Raw genomic sequence first — 17,438 nt, forward strand, 5'->3', positions numbered from 1 at the left:
CCCCACAGCCCCGGGACCGCAAAGGCCCCGGTCAGCCTTCCCCCAGGAGCCGCACCATGAAGTCACCCAGGACCGCCTCCGGAGCCGGAACCCGCACCGGACGCAGGGCCGCCTCGTCCGCCACCGTCATCCTCGCCGCCCTGGCCGCGACGCTGGTGCCCACCGCCCCCTCCCAGGCCGCGGACACCAGCGTCACCGTCGACTTCGCCACCGCCGGCGGGGCCCCCACCCACCACGCCTCCGGAATGATCTACGGCATGACGCCGGACGGCTCACTCCCGCAGGACCACTTCTTCAAGGACATCAAGTGGCACTTCATGCGGGCCGGCGGAGCGCAGCTCAACAGCGGCGGCTACGCCACCAGCCTCGCCGACTACCGGACCCGCTGGAACTCGACCCTCGCCCAGTACAGGCGCACGGTGGCACTCGGCGGCACGTTCGTCCTCCTGCCGCACGACCTCTGGGGTGCCGACGGCACCACCAGCCAGGCCTTCCCCGGTGACAACGGCGACTGGACGCAGTTCGACAACTTCCTCGACCAGCTCATCGGCGACGTCAGGGCCAACAACATGACGGTCGAGTGGGACCTGTGGAACGAGCCCGACGGCAGCGGCTTCTGGAAGCCGTCGCAGGCGCAGTACCTCCAGATGTGGTCGCGCTTCTACGCCCGGGTGCGGGCCGCGTTCCCCGGCCAGCTGATCGTCGGGCCCAGCATCGCGAGCCAGCCCAACTCCTCCAACACGTGGTGGACCACGTACCTGAACCACGTCAAGGCGAACAACGTCGCCCCCGACATCTACAGCTGGCACGACGAACCCGGCGACCCGGTCACCGACGTGGGCCGCGCCAACTCCTCGCTCGCCGCGGCCGGGTTGACCAACTCCCGCCCGTACCAGATCAACGAGTACGCCACCGCGTCCATGCAGTCCCCGGGCGGCGGCGCCTGGTTCATCGGCCGCCTGGAGCGGGCCGGCGCCGACGGCCTGCGCGGCAACTGGGCCATGGGGACCGCCCTGCACGACGACGAGGCGAACCTGCTCACCAGGAACAGCGCCGGCCAGTACCTGCCGCTGGGCGAGTGGTTCATGTACCGCTACTACGGCTCGCAGAGCGGGACCGTCGTCAAGCTCACGCCGGGCAGCGGCGTCGACGGCCTGGCCACCAAGGACAACACCGCCAAGAACACCAAGCTGCTGCTCGGCAGCAACGGCAACACGGGCAACGTCACCGTCGACCTGACCGGTCTGAACAGCACGTCGGTGGTGGAGAACGGCAGGGTCCGTGCCGTCGTCCAGCGCATCCCCCACAACAACGGAGCCGCCGTCACCGGCCCCGTCACCGTCTCCGACACCACCCTGACGGTCGGCAACAACGCCGCCTCGGTGACCCTGCCGTGGACGAACGCCAAGGACGGCTACACCGTCACCCTGCTCCCGCCGTCCAACGCCACGATCTCCACGGTCGCCGTCAGCGAGAACAGCGGCCAGTGCCTGGACGACACGAACCTCGGCACCTCCGACGGCACCCAGTACCAGCAGTACTACTGCGAGGGCGGCTACCAGCAGATGCTCGACCTCAAGCCGGTCGGCGGCAAGGCCGACACCTACACCGTGGTCAACGAGCTGAGCGGCAAGTGCCTGGACGTCTCCCGTGCCTCCACCGCCGACGGGGCGGCCGTCCAGCAGTGGAGCTGCACCGGTGGCACCAACCAGCAGTTCACTCTCCACCCGGTCAGCGCCCTCGGCAACGGTCAGGACTACCAACTGGTCGCCGTGCACAGCGGCAAGTGCGTGGACGTCTCCGACGTCTCCACCGCGCCCCGCGCCCTGATCCACCAGTGGACCTGCGACCCCGCGAGTGCCCTGACCACGAAGAAGAACCAGATCTGGCGCCTGCTCGGCAAGAGCTGACACCCGCACCCCCCTCGGGCCGCACGAGACCGAGTGGCCCGAGGGGCTGGGCAGGGCGCCCGCTCACAGCGCAACGCCCGTCTCCCCGGCCAGCACCTCCACCAGCCGGTCCTGGAACGCCTCGTCGTGGACCGCGGGGTGCGGCTGCTGCCGCCGGTGGTGGTACCAGTACCCGCCGGTGGTCAGGGCCTCGGGATCATCGCTCGAGGCGAGCCACTCCTGTGTGCGATGGCCGAGCTCGAGATCGTCCGGTGCGCCGGGGCCGCCCATCCTCGTGGGCACCCAGCCCGGATCCACGGCGTTGCTCAGCACCCCGGGCCGCAGGCGAGCCACGGCGGCCGCGAGCGTCGTCACGAACAGCTTGCTGTCGGCATACGACCCCGCGCTCGCGCCCCGCCAGTCGACCCCGGCGAGCGACGGACGCCCGCTGAAGTGCGAGCCGCTGCTCAGGTACACCAGCCGGCCCGGCCCTCGGAGCAGGGCCGTGAGCAGGTACGGCGCGACGATGTTGACCGGCATGACCGCCGGTCCGCTCCACACACCGGCGTTGTGAATGACCGCGTCGAGGGGCTCCGCGCCCTCCAACTCGGCGGCGATGCGCAGGACGGCGTCACGGTCCGCGAAGTCGCCCACCACCAGACCCGCCCCACGGCCGACCAGCGCGCCGAGCACCGCCGCCCGCTCGCGATTCCGGGCGTGCACCACCACGTCGTGGCCGGCGGCCAGCAGCGCATCGGCAGCGGCACGCCCGAGCCCGTCCGCGGACCCGGTCACCAGAATCCGGCTCATCCCGTCACCTCCGACCCGTCGACCGGCTCCACAGAAGATCGTACGAGCGAGTCAGGACAGCCAGTCGGTGTAGTGGGTGGGAGCGAGGTGGGCGTTCTTGTCGGTGAGGACGTCGCCCCGGACGACCGCGAGCATCCCGGCGGTGGGGTCGGTCACGACCGTACGGCTGTCGCCCTTGTGGGACAGCGTGATCCTGCCCAGCTCGTCGAGCGGGAAGATGTCGGGACCGGCGATGTTGCGCACACCGTTCAGCGGAGCGCCCGCGGCCACCTCCGCCACCGCGGCGGCCACGTCCTTGGAGGCGATCGGCTGGATCGGGGTGGCGGGCAGCCGGACGGTGCCGTTGTCGGCGGTCCATGACAGGACGGCGTCCATGAACTCCATGAACTGCGTCGCCCGGACGATCGAGTACGGGATCCGCCCGGCCGCGAGGATGTTCTCCTGGAGCACCTTGGCCCGGTAGTAGTCCAGCTCGGGAACCTGTTCCGCGCCGACGATCGAGAGGATGACGACGTGGCCGACGCCGCCCTTGCGAGCGGCGGCCAGGAGGTTGTCCATCGAGGTCTGGAAAAAGGCCAGGGAGGCTTCGTCGAAGGTGGGGGAGTTCGTCAGATTGACGACGACGTCCGAGCCCGCCACGGCCTCGTCCAGTCCCCGGCCGCTGATGACGTCGACTCCGGTGGACTGCGAGTGCGGTACCGCCTCGTGGCCGGCGGCGTTCAGCTTCGTGACGACCTGTGACCCGATCAGTCCGGTACCGCCGATGACCGCGAACTTCATGACTCACCTTTCGCCGGGGGCATGGGCGCAATATGGCACAAAAGGGGCCATGGGGCGCGGCGAGGACGACCTCGACGAGGTGCCGGGCCGTGACGGTACGGTCGACGCCGGCCCACCGGTTCGGCGCCGGTGGGCCGGGACCCGCGTCTGCGTCGTGACCCCGCGCAGCGCGCGGCTCATGCCGTGTGGATCTCCAGGGCGGCACGCACGGCGGACTCCACGGCCCCCTCGATCCAGGCCGGCTTGAGGGACGTGTGGTCCCCGGCGAAGTGCAGCGGACCTTCGCGCACGGGGATGGCGGGGAGCAACTCCGTGTGCTGCCCGGGCAGGAGCACGGACGCCTCCCCGTAGGCGTAGGGGTCGCGCAGCCAGCTCTGCGTGCGGCCGGCGCCGGTGTAGAAGACCTCGATGCGCTGGCCGTAGACCTGCTGGAGGCCGCACAGAGCGTGTGGGTACCGCGCCTCGTCGTCCAGGGAGTCCCAGCGCAGTGCGTCGTCCGCCCAGCTGTAGGAGGCCAGGACCACGCCTCCCGCGCTGCCCGGAACCGGATGCGAGGGGTGGAACATGAACCGGTTGGCGTTGTCCGACACCGAGCCGCCACCCACGACGTCGACCGCCTCCGGCTGGTCGCGCGCGATCGCGCGGTTGGCGGTGTAGTGGGTGCGCTGTCCGGCTGTGATGTGCCCGCCGGGCACGGAGGGATGGGCGCCGAGCAGGCTGCCGTCCGCGGCGGCGCGGCCGGTGCGGTAGGCGTCGTACAGGCCGGGGTCGACGGCGTGCAACTCGCGCTTCCAGTCGGCCTCGTCGAACTCCCACCAGCGGCGGCTGAACTCCAGCAGCACCTTGGTCGCGCTGTCGTAGTGCAGTTCGCAGACCGCGCGGCGCTTGCCGTACGACATCGGCGGGGCGATCTGTACGTGGCGCAGTCCGGAGAAGGGCACCGTGACCACGGCGACGTCCGCGGTGAACTGCTCGCGTACGACGGGACCGCCACGGCCCTCGGACACGGTGTCGACCCATACGTGCGGGCCCTTGCTCCCCACGTGCTCGGTGTCCGGACCGGGCCGGTCGGGGTGGTGGTACTCGATCCGCGTGACCCGGCGGTCGAACCGCACGTCGGTGCGCACGCGGTCCAGAAGGGCGTCCGGCAGTACGGCGGTGCCGCCCTCCAGCTCGTAGAAAGGCGTGTCGGGGCTGATGAGGGAGGAGCCGATGAAACTGTGGATGAAGGACAGGGGGAGACGCGAGGTGAGGTTCTCCAGGGTGCCGATCAGGTCGATGGTCCGCTCGTCGAGGCCGGCGTGCTCGGTGAGGAAACGGAACATCGACCAGTCACCGAACCGCTGCACCACGCGGGCCCAGCCCCGCAGCCGCTCCGGGAGCGGCTTGTCCACCCGTTTGCCGTCGCTGTCGACGTGGCTGAACTCGTCGCGCACCGGGTCCAGCGCAGCGCGCAGGATGGCCGCAGCGGGGGAGTCCCAGTGGGCCCGGGGCACGCCGAAGGACCGGTTGATGCGCCGGGGCGCGCGGGCGTAGTCGGCGCGCCGCATACGGATGCCGTTGACGTGAATCCAGGTGTGGTTGGCGGGACGTCCCTCCTTGTCGACGTCGACGTAGTGAAAACGCCGCTTCTTCAGCCCGAACTGGTCGATCAGCTCCATCACCAGGGGATGACTGCCGGGAATGCGCATGGCGCCCGCCTCGGCGTACTGGCGGGGATCGGCGAAGGGCTGCTCGGCCTGTTCGTGGCCGCCGGCCCGGAAGGTCTTGATGCGCCCGCCCGCGCGATTGCCGTTGGCCTCCAGCACCGTGACCCGGTGTCCGGCCCTCTTCAGCAGCCAGGCCGCCACCAGCCCGGCCGGACCGGCGCCGATGACCAGTACGTTCTTGACGCTTGTCCGTCGATGAGCAGGCAGTCCCTGGTGGAGCAGGCGCTGGTAGCGCGGGACGAGGGGGCGGTCGTCGGAATCCAGTACGAGCAGTGCGCGAGCGACGGCGAGGCACCGGTCGAAGTCGGTGCCACGGCGCTCGGGCGGGGCGGCCGGGGCGGCCGGGGCGGGCAGAGCCGAGGCGGTACCGCTGGTCAAGGCCGTCGCCGCCACCGTGGCCGTGCCGGCCACCGCCGCGAAGCTCCGCCGGGAGAGACCGTCATCCGAAGGCACCACCGCGTGATCGTCAGTCATGGCGGCCTTTGTACTGGCGGCCGTGACCGGGCGCCCGCCCTTCGCTCCGGCGTTGACTCGAAGGAGCGAAGACCGCGACAAACCCTGACGTCACGACAGGTCCGCCGACGTGGACGGCCCGGGAAACCCGAAGGGATGAATGCTGCGCGAACCCCCGCCCGCGGCCGCGACCGAACCCCCACACTCCCCATGCGTATCCACATCCGTGCTCTCCGCCGGGCCTGCGCGGGGCATCGCGTACGCGGTGCCGGCCCGGCCCCGGCGAGAGCGCGGGGCGACGGAGGGGGAAGGATGGCGCAGCGGCGCACTCCGTTCGGGGACAGAGCCCGTTACTGGTTCGACAGCACACTGGCCCGTGGCGCCTCCGCACTCGTCGGCTGGATGGCGCTGGTCTGCCTGGCCGTCGTCGTCCCGGCCAGTGCGGTGCTGGTGTGGACCGATCCGGATGCACCGGCGTCCCTGGCGGACCGAGCGGCGCAGGTGTGGCACCTCACCGGGGAGACACTGCGGCTGGGCGGTACGACGGGTACGCCGCTCCGGGTGACGATGTCGGTGCTGCTCGCCCTGGTCGCTCTCCTGTACGTCTCGACGCTGGTCGGCCTCATCACGACGGCGCTCACGGAGCGGCTCACCGCGTTGCGACGGGGCCGTTCCACGGTGCTCGAACACGGGCACGCCGTGGTCCTGGGATGGTCCGAACAGGTCTTCACGGTGGTGAGTGAACTGGTGGCCGCCAACGCCAACCAGCGGCGGGCGGCTGTGGCCGTGCTGGCCGCCCGGGACAAGACCGCCATGGAGGAGGCGCTGAGCACGAAGGTGGGTCCTGCCGGCCGTACGCGGCTGATCTGCCGCAGCGGCCCCACCACAGACCCGGCCGTGCTCACCCTGGCCAGTCCGGCCACGGCCGGTGTCGTGCTGGTCCTGCCGCACGACGCACCCGACGCCGACGCCGAGGTGGTCAAGACGCTGCTGGCGCTCAGGGCAGCCCTGGCAGGGAGGCCGTCCCGTCCGCCCGTCGTCGCCGCTGTCCGGGACGACCGCTACCGCCTGGCCGCCCGTCTCGCCGCCGGACCGGGCGGCATCGTCCTGGAGAGCGACACGGTCACCGCCCGGCTGATCGTCCAGGCGGCGCGCCGCCCCGGGCTCTCCCTCGTCCACCAGGAACTCCTCGACTTCGCCGGCGACGAGTTCTACCTGGTCAGCGAGCCGGCCCTGACCGGCCGGCCGTTCGGCGACGCGCTGCTGTCCTATCCGACGTCGAGCGTCGTCGGGATCCTGCGAGGAGACACGCCGCTGCTCAACCCGGCACCGCAGACCCCCGTGGGCCCGGACGACGCGCTCGTCGTCATCTCCCGTGACGACGACACGGCCTGCATGGACGACTGCGCGGAGTTGGTCGAGAAGGCGGCGATGGCGTCCGGTCCCTCGACACCGGCACGACCGGAGCGGGTTCTCCTGCTGGGCTGGAACCGGCGAGCGTCGCTCATAGTCGACCAGTTGCGCCGCCGCGCCCGGCCGGGCTCGGCCGTCGACGTGGTGGCGGACGGTGGTGAGGCGACCGTCCGGCAGGTGAACGAGGCCGCCGCACGCAGCGGCACCGACCTGACCTTGACACTGCATCACGGGGACGTCACCCGGCCCGAGACCCTCCGACGTCTGGACGTGCACTCCTACGACAGCATCATCGTGCTCGGTCAGGACTCCGCCCCCGGTCAGCCGCCGGAGGACCCCGACAACCGCACGCTCGTCACCCTTCTTCTGCTGCGTCAACTCGAGGAGGCCACCGGACGCGAACTGCCGGTCGTCACCGAACTGATCGACGACCGCAACCGGGCGCTGGCCCCGATCAGCCCCGGAGCCGACGTGATCATCAGTGGCAAGCTCATCGGCCTGCTCATGGCACAGATCTCCCAGAACCGGCACCTGGCAGCGGTGTTCGAGGAGCTGTTCTCCGCCGACGGAACCGGGGTGCGCCTGCGGCCCGCCACCGACTACGTGCTGCCGGGGCTCGAGACGTCCTTCGCCACCGTCGTCGCCGCGGCACGTCGTCGCGGCGAATGCGCCATCGGTTACCGAAGCCACGACTCGTCGAAGAGCCCCGGCTACGGCGTGCGGATCAACCCGGCCAAGGCCGAGCGGCGCCGCTGGGCGGTCGAGGACGAAGTGGTCGTCGTCGGCAAGGACTGACCCCGGTTCCCGGGCACTCGTCCGCGGTGAGCGGGCGCAGCGTGCTCGTGCCGTTGGACTCCACGGCGGCCATCAGCAACACCCCCACGTCGAAGTCCGTCGTCGTACGGCTGGAACCCGTCTCCGTCGGCGTGTGACCCCGTGGGGCGGCCGAGGGAAGCCCCGTCGAGATCCTTGACCCCGCGTCGGCGCTCCATGATGCTGTGTTGCGAAACATGAGATGTGTGCCGCATTGAGCAACATCTGAATCAGGTCTCGATCAGCCGAGGAGTGGCCATGACGCACCAGGTCCGTGCTGTCGTCGCGCGGGGCAAGGGCGCCCCCGTCAGCCTGGAAACGATCATCGTGCCCGACCCGGGTCCGGGCGAGGCGCTGGTGAGGATCGAGGCCTGCGGGGTCTGCCACACCGATCTGCACTATCGCGAGGGCGGCATCAACGACGACTTCCCGTTCCTGCTGGGCCACGAGGCGGCGGGAGTCGTGGAGTCGGTGGGGGAGGGGGTCACCGACGTCGCCCCCGGCGACTTCGTCGTCCTCAACTGGCGTGCCGTGTGCGGTCAGTGCCGGGCCTGTCTGCGCGGACGGCCCTGGTACTGCTTCAACACCCACAACGCCGAGCAGAAGATGACCTTGACCGACGGCACCGAGCTCTCCCCGGCGCTGGGCATCGGCGCGTTCGCGGAGAAGACGCTGGTGGCGGCGGGGCAGTGCACCAAGGTCGACCGGGCCGCGTCGGCGGCAGCCGCCGGGCTGCTCGGCTGCGGCGTGATGGCGGGTATCGGTGCCGCCATCAACACCGGGAACGTCGGCCGCGGCGACTCGGTCGCCGTCATCGGCTGCGGCGGTGTCGGGGCCGCCGCGATCGCCGGGTCCGGTCTGGCGGGCGCGGCGAAGATCATCGCGGTCGACATCGACGACCGGAAGCTGGAGACCGCCAAGAAGCTCGGCGCCACCCACACCGTGAACTCCAGGAGCGCGGACGCGGTGGAGGCGATCCGCGAGCTGACCGGCGGCCACGGCGCCGACGTGGTCATCGAGGCGGTCGGCCGCCCCGAGACGTACCGGCAGGCCTTCTACGCCCGCGACCTGGCCGGCACGGTCGTCCTGGTCGGCGTGCCGACCCCGGAGATGAAGCTGGAGCTGCCCCTGCTGGACGTCTTCGGCCGCGGCGGCGCGCTGAAGTCCTCCTGGTACGGCGACTGCCTGCCGACCAGGGACTTCCCGATGCTCATCGATCTGTATCTCCAGGGCCGACTGGACCTGGACGCGTTCGTCACGGAGACCATCGCCCTGGACGGGGTCGAGAAGGCCTTCGAGCGGATGCACCACGGCGACGTGCTGCGCTCGGTGGTCGTCCTCTGATGGCCCGCGCGCGGATCGACCATCTCGTCACGTCGGGGACCTTCTCCCTGGACGGCGGCACCTGGGACGTGGAGAACAACGTCTGGATCGTCGGCGACGACACCGAGGCGGTCGTCATCGACGCCGCGCATGACGCGGAGGCGATCGCCCGGGCCGTCGGCGAGCGCACCCTGAGGGCCATCGTGTGCACCCACGCCCACAACGACCACATCGACGCCGCACCCGCGCTCGCGGCGCGCACCGGCGCCCCGATCCTGCTCCACCCCGACGATCTGCCGCTGTGGAAGCAGACCCATCCCGACAAGGCGCCGGACGCCGAACTGGCCGCTGGCCAGGGCATCGCGGTGGCCGGCATCGAGCTGACCGTGCTGCACACGCCCGGCCACGCCCCCGGCGCGGTCGGCCTCTACGCGCCGGCGCTGGCGGCCCTCTTCAGCGGCGACACGCTCTTCGCCGGCGGCCCGGGGGCGACCGGCAGGTCCTACAGCCACTTCCCGACCATCATCGAGTCGATCCGGGACCGGCTGCTGACGCTGCCGGGCGACACCGTCGTGCACACCGGACACGGGGAGACGACCACCGTCGCCGCCGAGGCCCCGCACCTGAAGGAGTGGATCGACCGCGGCTTTTGACGCCCGCCGGCGATCCTCACGTGCCCGCCGCATCGGCTCGCGGCCCTCGCGAGCCGATGCGGCGCCCGAGTTGCTCTATGTGAATCAAGTTCTTTATCACGCAACGCCAAGAACGGCTCGGCGTGCCCTCTGAACGCCTTGACAAGGGTTCGGGGCGACCCCAGACTGATGTTGCGCTTACTGCAATCCGTTTCGCTATACGCACCGAGGTGTCATGATGATTCCCGCGTGCCGTCTCGAGGATCTCCCACGAGGCGAGGCCCACCGGCTCGACATCGATCCGCCGGTCTCGGTGTTCCACACCGATGACGGCGAGCTCTTCGCCATCGACGACACCTGCACCCACCAGGACGCGTCGCTCGCTGACGGCTGGCTGGAGGGCCGCGAGGTGGAATGCCCGCTGCATGCTTCCACGTTCGACCTCAGGACCGGCGCGGTCGACGCCCCGCCGGCCAAGCTGCCGGTCCGGACGCACGAGGTCGCCGTCGAGGACGGCGTGATCTACGTCCGGCTGTCCACGGAGGCGCCCAACCTGCCGCCCTGCATCGCAGCCCGGCTCGCCGGGGGTCCCGCGTGAGGACGGTCGCCGTGGTCGGCGCCTCGCTGGCCGGTCTGTCGGCGGCGCGCTCGCTGCGCAAGCAGGGCTACGACGGCCGGCTGGTCGTCATCGGGGAGGAGCCGCACCGCCCCTACGACCGCCCCCCGCTCTCCAAGGAGTTCCTGGCCGGCACTCTCGCCGAGTCGGAACTGGCCCTGGAGACGGACGACGAGGACCTCGGGGCGACGTGGCTGCTCGGCACCCGTGCCGTCGGCCTCGACCACGGCGACCGCGCCGTCCGGCTCGCCGACGGCCGGGAGGTGCGGGCCGACGGCGTGGTCATCGCGACCGGCGCCGCCGCGCGCAGCCTCCCCGGCTCCGCGGGCCTGGCCGGAGTGCACACCCTGCGCACCCTGGACGACGCCCGCGCCCTGCGGGACGAACTGGCCCGCGGTGGGCGGCTGGTGGTGATCGGCGGCGGCTTCATCGGTGCGGAGGTCGCCTCCACCGCACACGGCCTCGGGCTCGAGGTGACCGTCGTGGAGGTGGCCCCGACCCCGCTTGCCGGACCGCTCGGGGAGACCATGGGCGCCCTCGTCTCCGCTCTCCACGCCGACCACGGTGTACGGCTGCTGTGCGGCGTGGGCGTCAAGGGACTGAGCGGGGAGACCCGTGTCGACGCCGTCCTGCTCGAGGACGGCCGTACCCTCCCCGCCGACATCGTCGTGGTCGGTGTCGGTGCACGTCCCTGCGTCGAGTGGCTGGAAGGCTCCGGCATCGCGCTCGACAACGGCGTCAAGTGCGGCGCGGACGGCCGCACCAGCCTGGCCGGTGTGGTCGCGGTCGGGGACTGCGCCAACTGGTACGACCCGCGCGTCGGTCACCACCGCCGCGTCGAGCACTGGACCGGCGCGCGGGAGCGTCCCGACGCCGCGATCGCCACGCTGCTGGCCGGCGGTGCGGTGGAACCGGGTGTGCCCCGGCCGCCGTACTTCTGGTCCGACCAGTACGGTGTGACGATCCAGTTCGCCGGTCATGCGGCCGGCGCCGACAGCGTCACCATCGAGGCGGGGGCCGCGGACGATCGCGACGTCCTCGCCGTCTACCGGCGGGCCGGGAACCCGGTCGCCGTGCTCGGGATGAACCAGCCGCGGCTGTTCCTGCGCTGGCGCAAGCAACTCGCCGCCACCAGGTCCTGACCCGCCCCAGCGGCGTCCCACGCTGCTGCCGCACTGCGCAAACCGCTGCTTGATGCCCAACGACGTCGTCCGGAGCCGTTCTTCCCGGCGCGTGAATGACCCCTCCATGACGTTCTCCCGAGGAGTGCACCGTGACCTCGACCAGCCTGCCGGACAGCCTGATCGCCACCCTCCCCGGCTCCTCCTACACGGATCCGCAGATCTTCGCCCAGGAGCAGGAGCGCATATTCGAGACGATGTGGTTCTGCGTCGCGCGCGCCTGTGAACTGGGCAAGCCCGGCGCCTTCCGCACCGTCGACGTGGGCCGAGAGAGCATCCTCGTCACCCGGGCCCGGGACAACTCGATCCGCGCGTACTTCAACGTCTGCCGGCACCGCGGAGCCAAGCTCTGCACGGAGGAGACCGGCGAGGTCAAGCGGGCCTTCCAGTGCCCCTACCACGCCTGGACGTACGACCTGAACGGCAAACTCGTCGCGGCCCCCAACCTCACCAAGATGCCCGACGTCGGCCGTACCGAGTACGGCTTGGTGGGGGTGGCCGTGCGCGAATGGCTCGGCTATGTCTGGGTCTGCCTCGCGGAGAACCCGCCCTCCTTCGAGGAGGACGTCATGGGCGCGGTCGTGGAGCGGCTCGGCGACGTGGAGTCGATCGAGCGCTACGACATCGACAACCTCTCCCTGGGCAAGCGGATCGTCTACGACGTCAAGGCCAACTGGAAGCTCATCATCGAGAACTTCATGGAGTGCTACCACTGCGCCACGATCCACCCCGAGCTCACCGAGGTGCTCCCGGAGTTCGCGGACGGCTACGCCGCCCAGTACTACGTCGGCCACGGCGCAGAGTTCGGCGAGGACGTCCAGGGGTTCACCGTGGACGGCTCCGCGGGCCTGGACCGCATTCCCGGGGTCGCGGCCGACCAGGACCGGCGCTACTACGCGATCACCGTCAAGCCCCAGGTGTTCGTCAACCTCGTACCCGACCACGTGATCTTCCACCGGATGTATCCGGTGTCCGTGGACCGCACGATCGTCGCGTGCGACTGGCTCTACCTCCCGCACGTCGTCGAGAGCGGCAAGGACGTCAGCCGGTCCGTGGAGCTGTTCCACCGGGTCAACCAGCAGGACTTCGACGCCTGCGAGCGCACGCAGCCCGGGATGGGCTCCCGCATGTACGCCAAGGGCGGTGTGCTGGTGCCGAGCGAGCACCACATCGGAGCCTTCCACGACTGGGTGAACGAGCGCCTGGGCACTGTCCAGGGGTGACTCAGCCCAGGTAGCCCATGCGGTGGCTGATCTCCTCGGCGCCCTTGACCAGCACCGGGGAGAGCTCCCGCATCCGCTCCTCGGTGAAGCGGTAGGACGGGCCGGAGGCGGTGACGGCGGCGATGACCCGGCCCTCCCGGTCGAGGACCGGCGCGGCCATGGCGTGCAGACCGATCTCCAGCTCCTCCTTGGTCCAGGCGTAGCCGGCCTCCCGCGCCTCGGCGAGCTGCTTCTCCAGCTTGGCCTTCGACGTGATGGTGTGCGGCGTGACCTTCTTCAGCCCGGCCTCGGCCAGCAGCGCGGCGCGCTCCTTGGCGGGCAGGTGCGCCAGCAGGACCTTGCCGCTCGACGTCGCGTGCAACGGGGTCAGCTGACCGACCCAGTTGTGCGCGGTGACCGCTCCCGGGCCGCGCACCTGGTAGAGGTTGATCGCGTAGTGCTCCTGCAGCACCGCGATGTTGACGGTCTCGCCGATCTCCTCGGCGAGGCGCTCGCACACCGGACGTCCCTGCTGGGTGATGTCGATGCGGCCCGTGACCGCGCCGGCCAGGCGTACGATGCCGAAGCCGAGCCGGTACTTTCCGCGCTCGCCCGCCTGTTCCACCAGGCCGCGCGCCTCCAGGGCGCCGAGCAGGCGGAAGGCGGTGGACTTGTGCACATCGATCTCGGCGGCCACCTCGCTGACGCCCGCCTCGCCCCGCTGGGCCAGGATCTCGAGGACGCTGATGGCACGGTCGACGGACTGCACTCCGCCGGCCTGCGAAGGTGGCGTTTCGGTGTCTTGGCTGTGGTTGCTCACAACGAAACTATACGCGTAGTAAACAACACGGATGCAAGCGACCACGCCCGAACGGTGACCCTGCAAGTTGCGTGCCACGCAACCTAGTGCGTATAGCGCTACTGGTACTACCATGCCTCGCGTATCTACGGCGCGAGCGAGACGAGGCCCCATGGCTCCCCTGCAATACGACTTCGTCATCGTCGGCGGCGGTTCGGCCGGCAGTGCACTGGCGAACAGGCTCTCCGCGGACCCGGCGAACCAGGTGCTGGTACTGGAGGCCGGCCGGCCCGACTACCCGTGGGACGTCTTCATCCACATGCCCGCGGCGCTGACCTACCCGATCGGCAGCCGGTTCTACGACTGGAAGTACGAATCCGAGCCCGAGCCCCACATGGGAGGCCGGCGCATCTACCACGCCCGCGGCAAGGTGCTGGGCGGCTCCAGCAGCATCAACGGCATGATCTTCCAGCGCGGCAACCCCATGGACTACGAGCGCTGGGCGGCCGACCCGGGCATGGAGACCTGGGACTACGCGCACTGCCTGCCGTACTTCCGGCGGATGGAGAACTGTCTGGCGGCCGACCCGGACGACGAGTTCCGCGGTCACGACGGCCCCCTCGTCCTGGAGCGCGGCCCGGCCACCAACCCGCTCTTCGGCGCCTTCCTCGAGGCCACCCAGCAGGCCGGCTACGCCCCCACGGAGGACGTCAACGGTTACCGGCAGGAGGGCTTCGCCCGGTTCGACCGCAACGTCCACCGCGGACGCCGGCTGTCGGCCTCGAAGGCGTACCTCAAGCCCGCGAGGAAGCGCTCCAACCTCACCGTCCGGACCCGCGCCCTGGTGACCCGCGTCCTCTTCGAGGGCAAGCGGGCGGTCGGTGTGGAGTTCCAGCGCGGCAAGGGGGCCCCGCAGCAGGTGCGCGCCAGGGAAGTCGTCCTCTGCGGCGGCGCGATCAACTCCCCGCAGCTGCTGCAGCTGTCGGGTGTCGGCAACGCGCGAGAGCTGCGCGCCCTCGGCATCGACGTCGTGCACGACCTGCCGGGCGTCGGCGAGAACATGCAGGACCACCTCGAGGTGTACATCCAGTACGCCTGCAAGCAGCCCGTCTCCATGCAGCCGTACCTGGCGAAGTGGCGGGCGCCGTTCATCGGCCTGCAGTGGCTGTTCAGGCAGGGCCCGGCCGCCACCAACCACTTCGAGGCCGGCGGCTTCGCCCGCAGCAACGAGGACGTGGACTACCCCAACCTGATGTTCCACTTCCTGCCCATCGCGGTCCGCTACGACGGCTCCGTGCCCGCCGGCGGCCACGGCTACCAGGTTCATGTCGGCCCCATGTACTCCGACGCCATCGGCTCGGTGAAGATCAAGAGCACGGACCCCCGCGAGCACCCGGCGCTGCGCTTCAACTACCTCTCCACCGAGCAGGACCGCCGCGAGTGGGTCGAGGCGATCCGGGTCGCGCGGAAGATCCTCAACCAGCCCGCGCTCGCCCCTTACAACGACGGCGAGATCTCGCCCGGGCCGTCCGTGGAGACGGACGAGGAGATCCTCGCCTGGGTCGCCAAGGACGGCGAGACCGCGCTGCACCCCTCCTGCACCTGCAAGATGGGCACCGACGAGATGTCCGTCGTCGACCCCACCAGCATGCGCGTGCACGGCGTGGAGGGCCTGCGGGTCGTCGACGCGTCGGTGATGCCGTACGTCACCAACGGCAACATCTACGCGCCGGTCATGATGGTCGCCGAGAAGGCCGCCGACCTCATCCTCGGCAAGGAGCCGCTGCCCCCCTCGAAGGCCGCGTACTACCGCCTGCGCGACGCCGAGAGCCAGGCCGGATGACCTTGGGCGCCACCGGTCTGAGGGCGCTGCTCGGCAGCGTCCGCTACGAGGTGCTGCCGGCGAAGGCGACCGAGGACAAGGTCCTCGCCCACGTCCCGCGCGACGTCGTGGTCACGGTCACGGCGTCACCGGTCAAGGGCCTGGAGCCGACCCTCGCTCTCACCGGCCGGCTCGCGGCGCACGGCTACCGTGTCGTCCCGCACGTGCCCGCGCGGCTGCTGCGGGACGACGCGCACCTGAAGGACGTGGTCGACCGGCTCCGCGAGGCGGGCGTGGACGACGTCTTCGTCCCCGCGGGGGACGCCGACCCGCCCGCCGGGGCCTACCGGGGCGCGCTGCCGGTGTTGCGCCGGCTGAGCGAGCTGGGCAGGCCCTTCACCCGGGTCGGCGTCACCGGCTATCCCGAGAGCCATCCGCTCATCCACGACGACGTCACCATCCAGTCGATGTGGGACAAGCGCGAGCACGCCACGTACATCGTGAGCAACCTCTGCTTCGACCCGCGGGTGCTGGCGCAGTGGGTGGCGCGGATACGGTGCCGGGACGTCACCCTGCCCGTCCACCTGGGCGTCGCGGGGCCCGTGCAGCGCGCGAAGCTGCTGGCGACGGCCACGAAGATCGGGGTGGGGGAGTCGACGCGCTTCCTGACCAGGCACACCTCGTGGTTCCTGCGCTTCGCGGCTCCCGGCGGCTATGCACCGGAGAGACTCCTCAGGGGCACCGAGGCGGCTCTCACGGCGCCCTCGGCCGGGGTGGCCGGGCTGCACCTGTTCACCTTCAACCAGATCGCGGAGACGGAGGCCTGGCGCCGCGCGCTCCTGGAGCGCCTCGCCGGCCGAGGTGTCCACGGCGGAGCCGCTGACCGTCGCGCCCGATGAGGGCCGTATACGACGACGCGGGGCCGGAGAACCGGCCCCGCCCACCCCTCGTGTCATCGCTCAGCGGAAGACCACCGTGCGGTTGCCGTCCACCATCACACGGCTCTCGCTGTGCCACTTCACCGCGTGCGCCAGCACCTGGGCCTCCACGTCCCGGCCGACCGTGACCAGCTCTCCGGGGTCGAGCGAGTGGTCCACCCGGACCACGTCCTGCTCGATGATCTGCCCCTCGTCGAGGTCCGACGTCACATAGTGCGCCGTCGCGCCGACGAGCTTCACCCCGCGGTCGTAGGCCTGGACGTACGGCCGTGCCCCCTTGAAGCTGGGCAGGAAGGAGTGGTGGATGTTGATCGCCCGGCCCTCCAACTGCTTGCACAGGTCGTCGGAGAGCACCTGCATGTAGCGGGCCAGCACCACCAGGTCGACGTCCAGCTCGCGCACCAGCTCCAGCAGCCGCGCCTCGGCCTCCGGCTTGGTCTCCCCGGTCACCGGGATGTGGTGGAAGGGAATGCCGTACGTCTCCGCCAGGCCTTCGAAGTCACGGTGGTTGGAGACGATCGCCGGGATTTCGATGTTGAGGGCGCCGGTGCGCCGGCGGAAGAGCAGATCGTTGAGGCAGTGCCCGAACTTGGACACCATGATGAGCGTGCGGGTCGGCGTCGAGGCGTCCCGCAGCGTCCAGGAGATCCGGTAGGCCTCGGCGACCGGACCGAACCGGTAACGCAGATTTTTCAGGTCCGCGTTTGGGTCGGAAACGTCGAAGTGGACCCTCATGAAGAAGCGGCCCTGGAGGCGGTCGTCGAACTGCTGGCTCTCCAGGATGTTGCCGGAGTTCCTGACGAGGAAACCGCTCACGGCATGGACCAGGCCGGCGCTGTCGGGACAGGAGAGGGTGAGGACGTACTCGCGGCCAGGTTGCGGTCGAGGTGACATGTCGGCCTCCGTCGGTGCGTAATGCACAACTCAGTGAGCGATGCGCAACATCGTCGGTGTCGACGGGGCCCCCGGTCAAGAGGAGCGAGGGTCATCCGGCCTCTTGTGAAATCGTCATTCCCCAACCACTTGACGTCTGTCTGGACATTCGCCAGGGTGTTCCA

At 70.5% G+C, this 17,438-nt stretch carries 14 protein-coding genes; 9 read left to right on the plus strand and 5 right to left on the minus strand.

Features of this window, described 5'->3' with window-relative positions:
• Positions 1–56 precede the first annotated feature (56 nt).
• Positions 57–1,910 carry an RICIN domain-containing protein gene (locus ACZ404_RS36405; protein ID WP_468447612.1) on the plus strand — a complete coding sequence of 618 codons (1,854 nt, stop codon included), beginning with the start codon at positions 57–59 and terminating at the stop codon, positions 1,908–1,910.
• A gap of 63 nt (positions 1,911–1,973) precedes the next feature.
• Here ACZ404_RS36405 and ACZ404_RS36410 read toward each other — a convergent pair whose 3' ends face one another.
• The 3 genes from ACZ404_RS36410 to ACZ404_RS36420 all read right to left on the minus strand — a co-directional run bounded on the left by ACZ404_RS36410 (position 1,974) and on the right by ACZ404_RS36420 (position 5,662).
• The gene (locus tag ACZ404_RS36410) at positions 1,974–2,699 is read right to left on the minus strand and encodes an SDR family NAD(P)-dependent oxidoreductase (protein WP_468447614.1); all 726 of its coding nucleotides are present in this window, start codon (positions 2,697–2,699) and stop codon (positions 1,974–1,976) included.
• Between the two features lie 51 nt (positions 2,700–2,750).
• A complete protein-coding gene (locus ACZ404_RS36415; protein WP_468447616.1) occupies positions 2,751–3,479 on the minus strand; it encodes an SDR family oxidoreductase in 729 nt (242 codons plus the stop codon).
• Between the two features lie 176 nt (positions 3,480–3,655).
• Positions 3,656–5,662, minus strand: a complete 2,007-nt coding sequence (locus ACZ404_RS36420; RefSeq protein WP_468447618.1) for a flavin monoamine oxidase family protein — start codon at positions 5,660–5,662, stop codon at positions 3,656–3,658.
• Between the two features lie 291 nt (positions 5,663–5,953).
• Here ACZ404_RS36420 and ACZ404_RS36425 point away from each other — a divergent pair, with 291 nt between their 5' ends.
• The 6 genes from ACZ404_RS36425 (at position 5,954) to ACZ404_RS36450 (ending at position 12,842) form a co-directional block, all read left to right on the plus strand.
• A complete protein-coding gene (locus ACZ404_RS36425; RefSeq protein ID WP_468447620.1) occupies positions 5,954–7,849 on the plus strand; it encodes a CASTOR/POLLUX-related putative ion channel in 1,896 nt (631 codons plus the stop codon).
• A 276-nt stretch (positions 7,850–8,125) separates the two neighbouring features.
• Positions 8,126–9,211: an S-(hydroxymethyl)mycothiol dehydrogenase gene (locus ACZ404_RS36430; protein ID WP_468447622.1), complete on the plus strand. Its 1,086-nt coding sequence runs from the start codon at positions 8,126–8,128 to the stop codon at positions 9,209–9,211.
• Positions 9,211–9,843, plus strand: coding sequence for an MBL fold metallo-hydrolase (locus ACZ404_RS36435; RefSeq protein ID WP_468447624.1), 633 nt, complete (start codon positions 9,211–9,213; stop codon positions 9,841–9,843). Before ACZ404_RS36430 ends, ACZ404_RS36435 begins: the two co-directional genes overlap by 1 nt.
• A gap of 214 nt (positions 9,844–10,057) precedes the next feature.
• Complete coding sequence (locus tag ACZ404_RS36440) at positions 10,058–10,420, plus strand: bifunctional 3-phenylpropionate/cinnamic acid dioxygenase ferredoxin subunit (protein ID WP_468447626.1); 363 nt, start codon at positions 10,058–10,060, stop codon at positions 10,418–10,420.
• Complete coding sequence (locus tag ACZ404_RS36445) at positions 10,417–11,580, plus strand: NAD(P)/FAD-dependent oxidoreductase (RefSeq protein ID WP_468447628.1); 1,164 nt, start codon at positions 10,417–10,419, stop codon at positions 11,578–11,580. Before ACZ404_RS36440 ends, ACZ404_RS36445 begins: the two co-directional genes overlap by 4 nt.
• A gap of 131 nt (positions 11,581–11,711) precedes the next feature.
• Positions 11,712–12,842: an aromatic ring-hydroxylating oxygenase subunit alpha gene (locus tag ACZ404_RS36450; RefSeq protein ID WP_468447630.1), complete on the plus strand. Its 1,131-nt coding sequence runs from the start codon at positions 11,712–11,714 to the stop codon at positions 12,840–12,842.
• Between the two features lies 1 nt (position 12,843).
• On the opposite strand, the gene ACZ404_RS36455 is transcribed toward ACZ404_RS36450, so the two are convergent.
• Positions 12,844–13,590 (minus strand): IclR family transcriptional regulator, encoded by a 747-nt coding sequence (locus ACZ404_RS36455; protein ID WP_468447652.1) that lies wholly within the window; start codon positions 13,588–13,590, stop codon positions 12,844–12,846.
• A 202-nt stretch (positions 13,591–13,792) separates the two neighbouring features.
• Here ACZ404_RS36455 and betA point away from each other — a divergent pair, with 202 nt between their 5' ends.
• Both betA and ACZ404_RS36465 read left to right on the plus strand, forming a co-directional pair.
• Entirely contained in the window at positions 13,793–15,463 is a 1,671-nt protein-coding gene (gene betA, locus ACZ404_RS36460; RefSeq protein WP_468447632.1) for a choline dehydrogenase, read from the plus strand.
• A 2-nt stretch (positions 15,464–15,465) separates the two neighbouring features.
• On the plus strand, positions 15,466–16,341 hold the full coding sequence (locus tag ACZ404_RS36465; protein ID WP_468447654.1) for a methylenetetrahydrofolate reductase: 876 nt from the start codon (positions 15,466–15,468) through the stop codon (positions 16,339–16,341).
• 60 nt (positions 16,342–16,401) lie between these two features.
• Here the strand turns inward: ACZ404_RS36465 and purU are convergent, their stop codons facing one another.
• A complete protein-coding gene (gene purU / locus ACZ404_RS36470; protein ID WP_468447634.1) occupies positions 16,402–17,274 on the minus strand; it encodes a formyltetrahydrofolate deformylase in 873 nt (290 codons plus the stop codon).
• Positions 17,275–17,438: the final 164 nt, after the last annotated feature.

The sequence above is a fragment of the Streptomyces sp. NPDC030798 genome (assembly GCF_055572275.1).

What these genes read in the sequence shown, in the direction of transcription:
- ACZ404_RS36405 (WP_468447612.1), top strand. Translation starts at nt 57, where the DNA reads ATGAAGTCACCCAGGACCGCCTCCGGAGCCGGAACCCGCACCGGACGC.
- ACZ404_RS36410 (WP_468447614.1), bottom strand. Translation starts at nt 2,699, where the DNA reads ATGAGCCGGATTCTGGTGACCGGGTCCGCGGACGGGCTCGGGCGTGCC.
- ACZ404_RS36415 (WP_468447616.1), bottom strand. Translation starts at nt 3,479, where the DNA reads ATGAAGTTCGCGGTCATCGGCGGTACCGGACTGATCGGGTCACAGGTC.
- ACZ404_RS36420 (WP_468447618.1), bottom strand. Translation starts at nt 5,662, where the DNA reads ATGACTGACGATCACGCGGTGGTGCCTTCGGATGACGGTCTCTCCCGG.
- ACZ404_RS36425 (WP_468447620.1), top strand. Translation starts at nt 5,954, where the DNA reads ATGGCGCAGCGGCGCACTCCGTTCGGGGACAGAGCCCGTTACTGGTTC.
- ACZ404_RS36430 (WP_468447622.1), top strand. Translation starts at nt 8,126, where the DNA reads ATGACGCACCAGGTCCGTGCTGTCGTCGCGCGGGGCAAGGGCGCCCCC.
- ACZ404_RS36435 (WP_468447624.1), top strand. Translation starts at nt 9,211, where the DNA reads ATGGCCCGCGCGCGGATCGACCATCTCGTCACGTCGGGGACCTTCTCC.
- ACZ404_RS36440 (WP_468447626.1), top strand. Translation starts at nt 10,058, where the DNA reads ATGATGATTCCCGCGTGCCGTCTCGAGGATCTCCCACGAGGCGAGGCC.
- betA (WP_468447632.1), top strand. Translation starts at nt 13,793, where the DNA reads ATGGCTCCCCTGCAATACGACTTCGTCATCGTCGGCGGCGGTTCGGCC.
- purU (WP_468447634.1), bottom strand. Translation starts at nt 17,274, where the DNA reads ATGTCACCTCGACCGCAACCTGGCCGCGAGTACGTCCTCACCCTCTCC.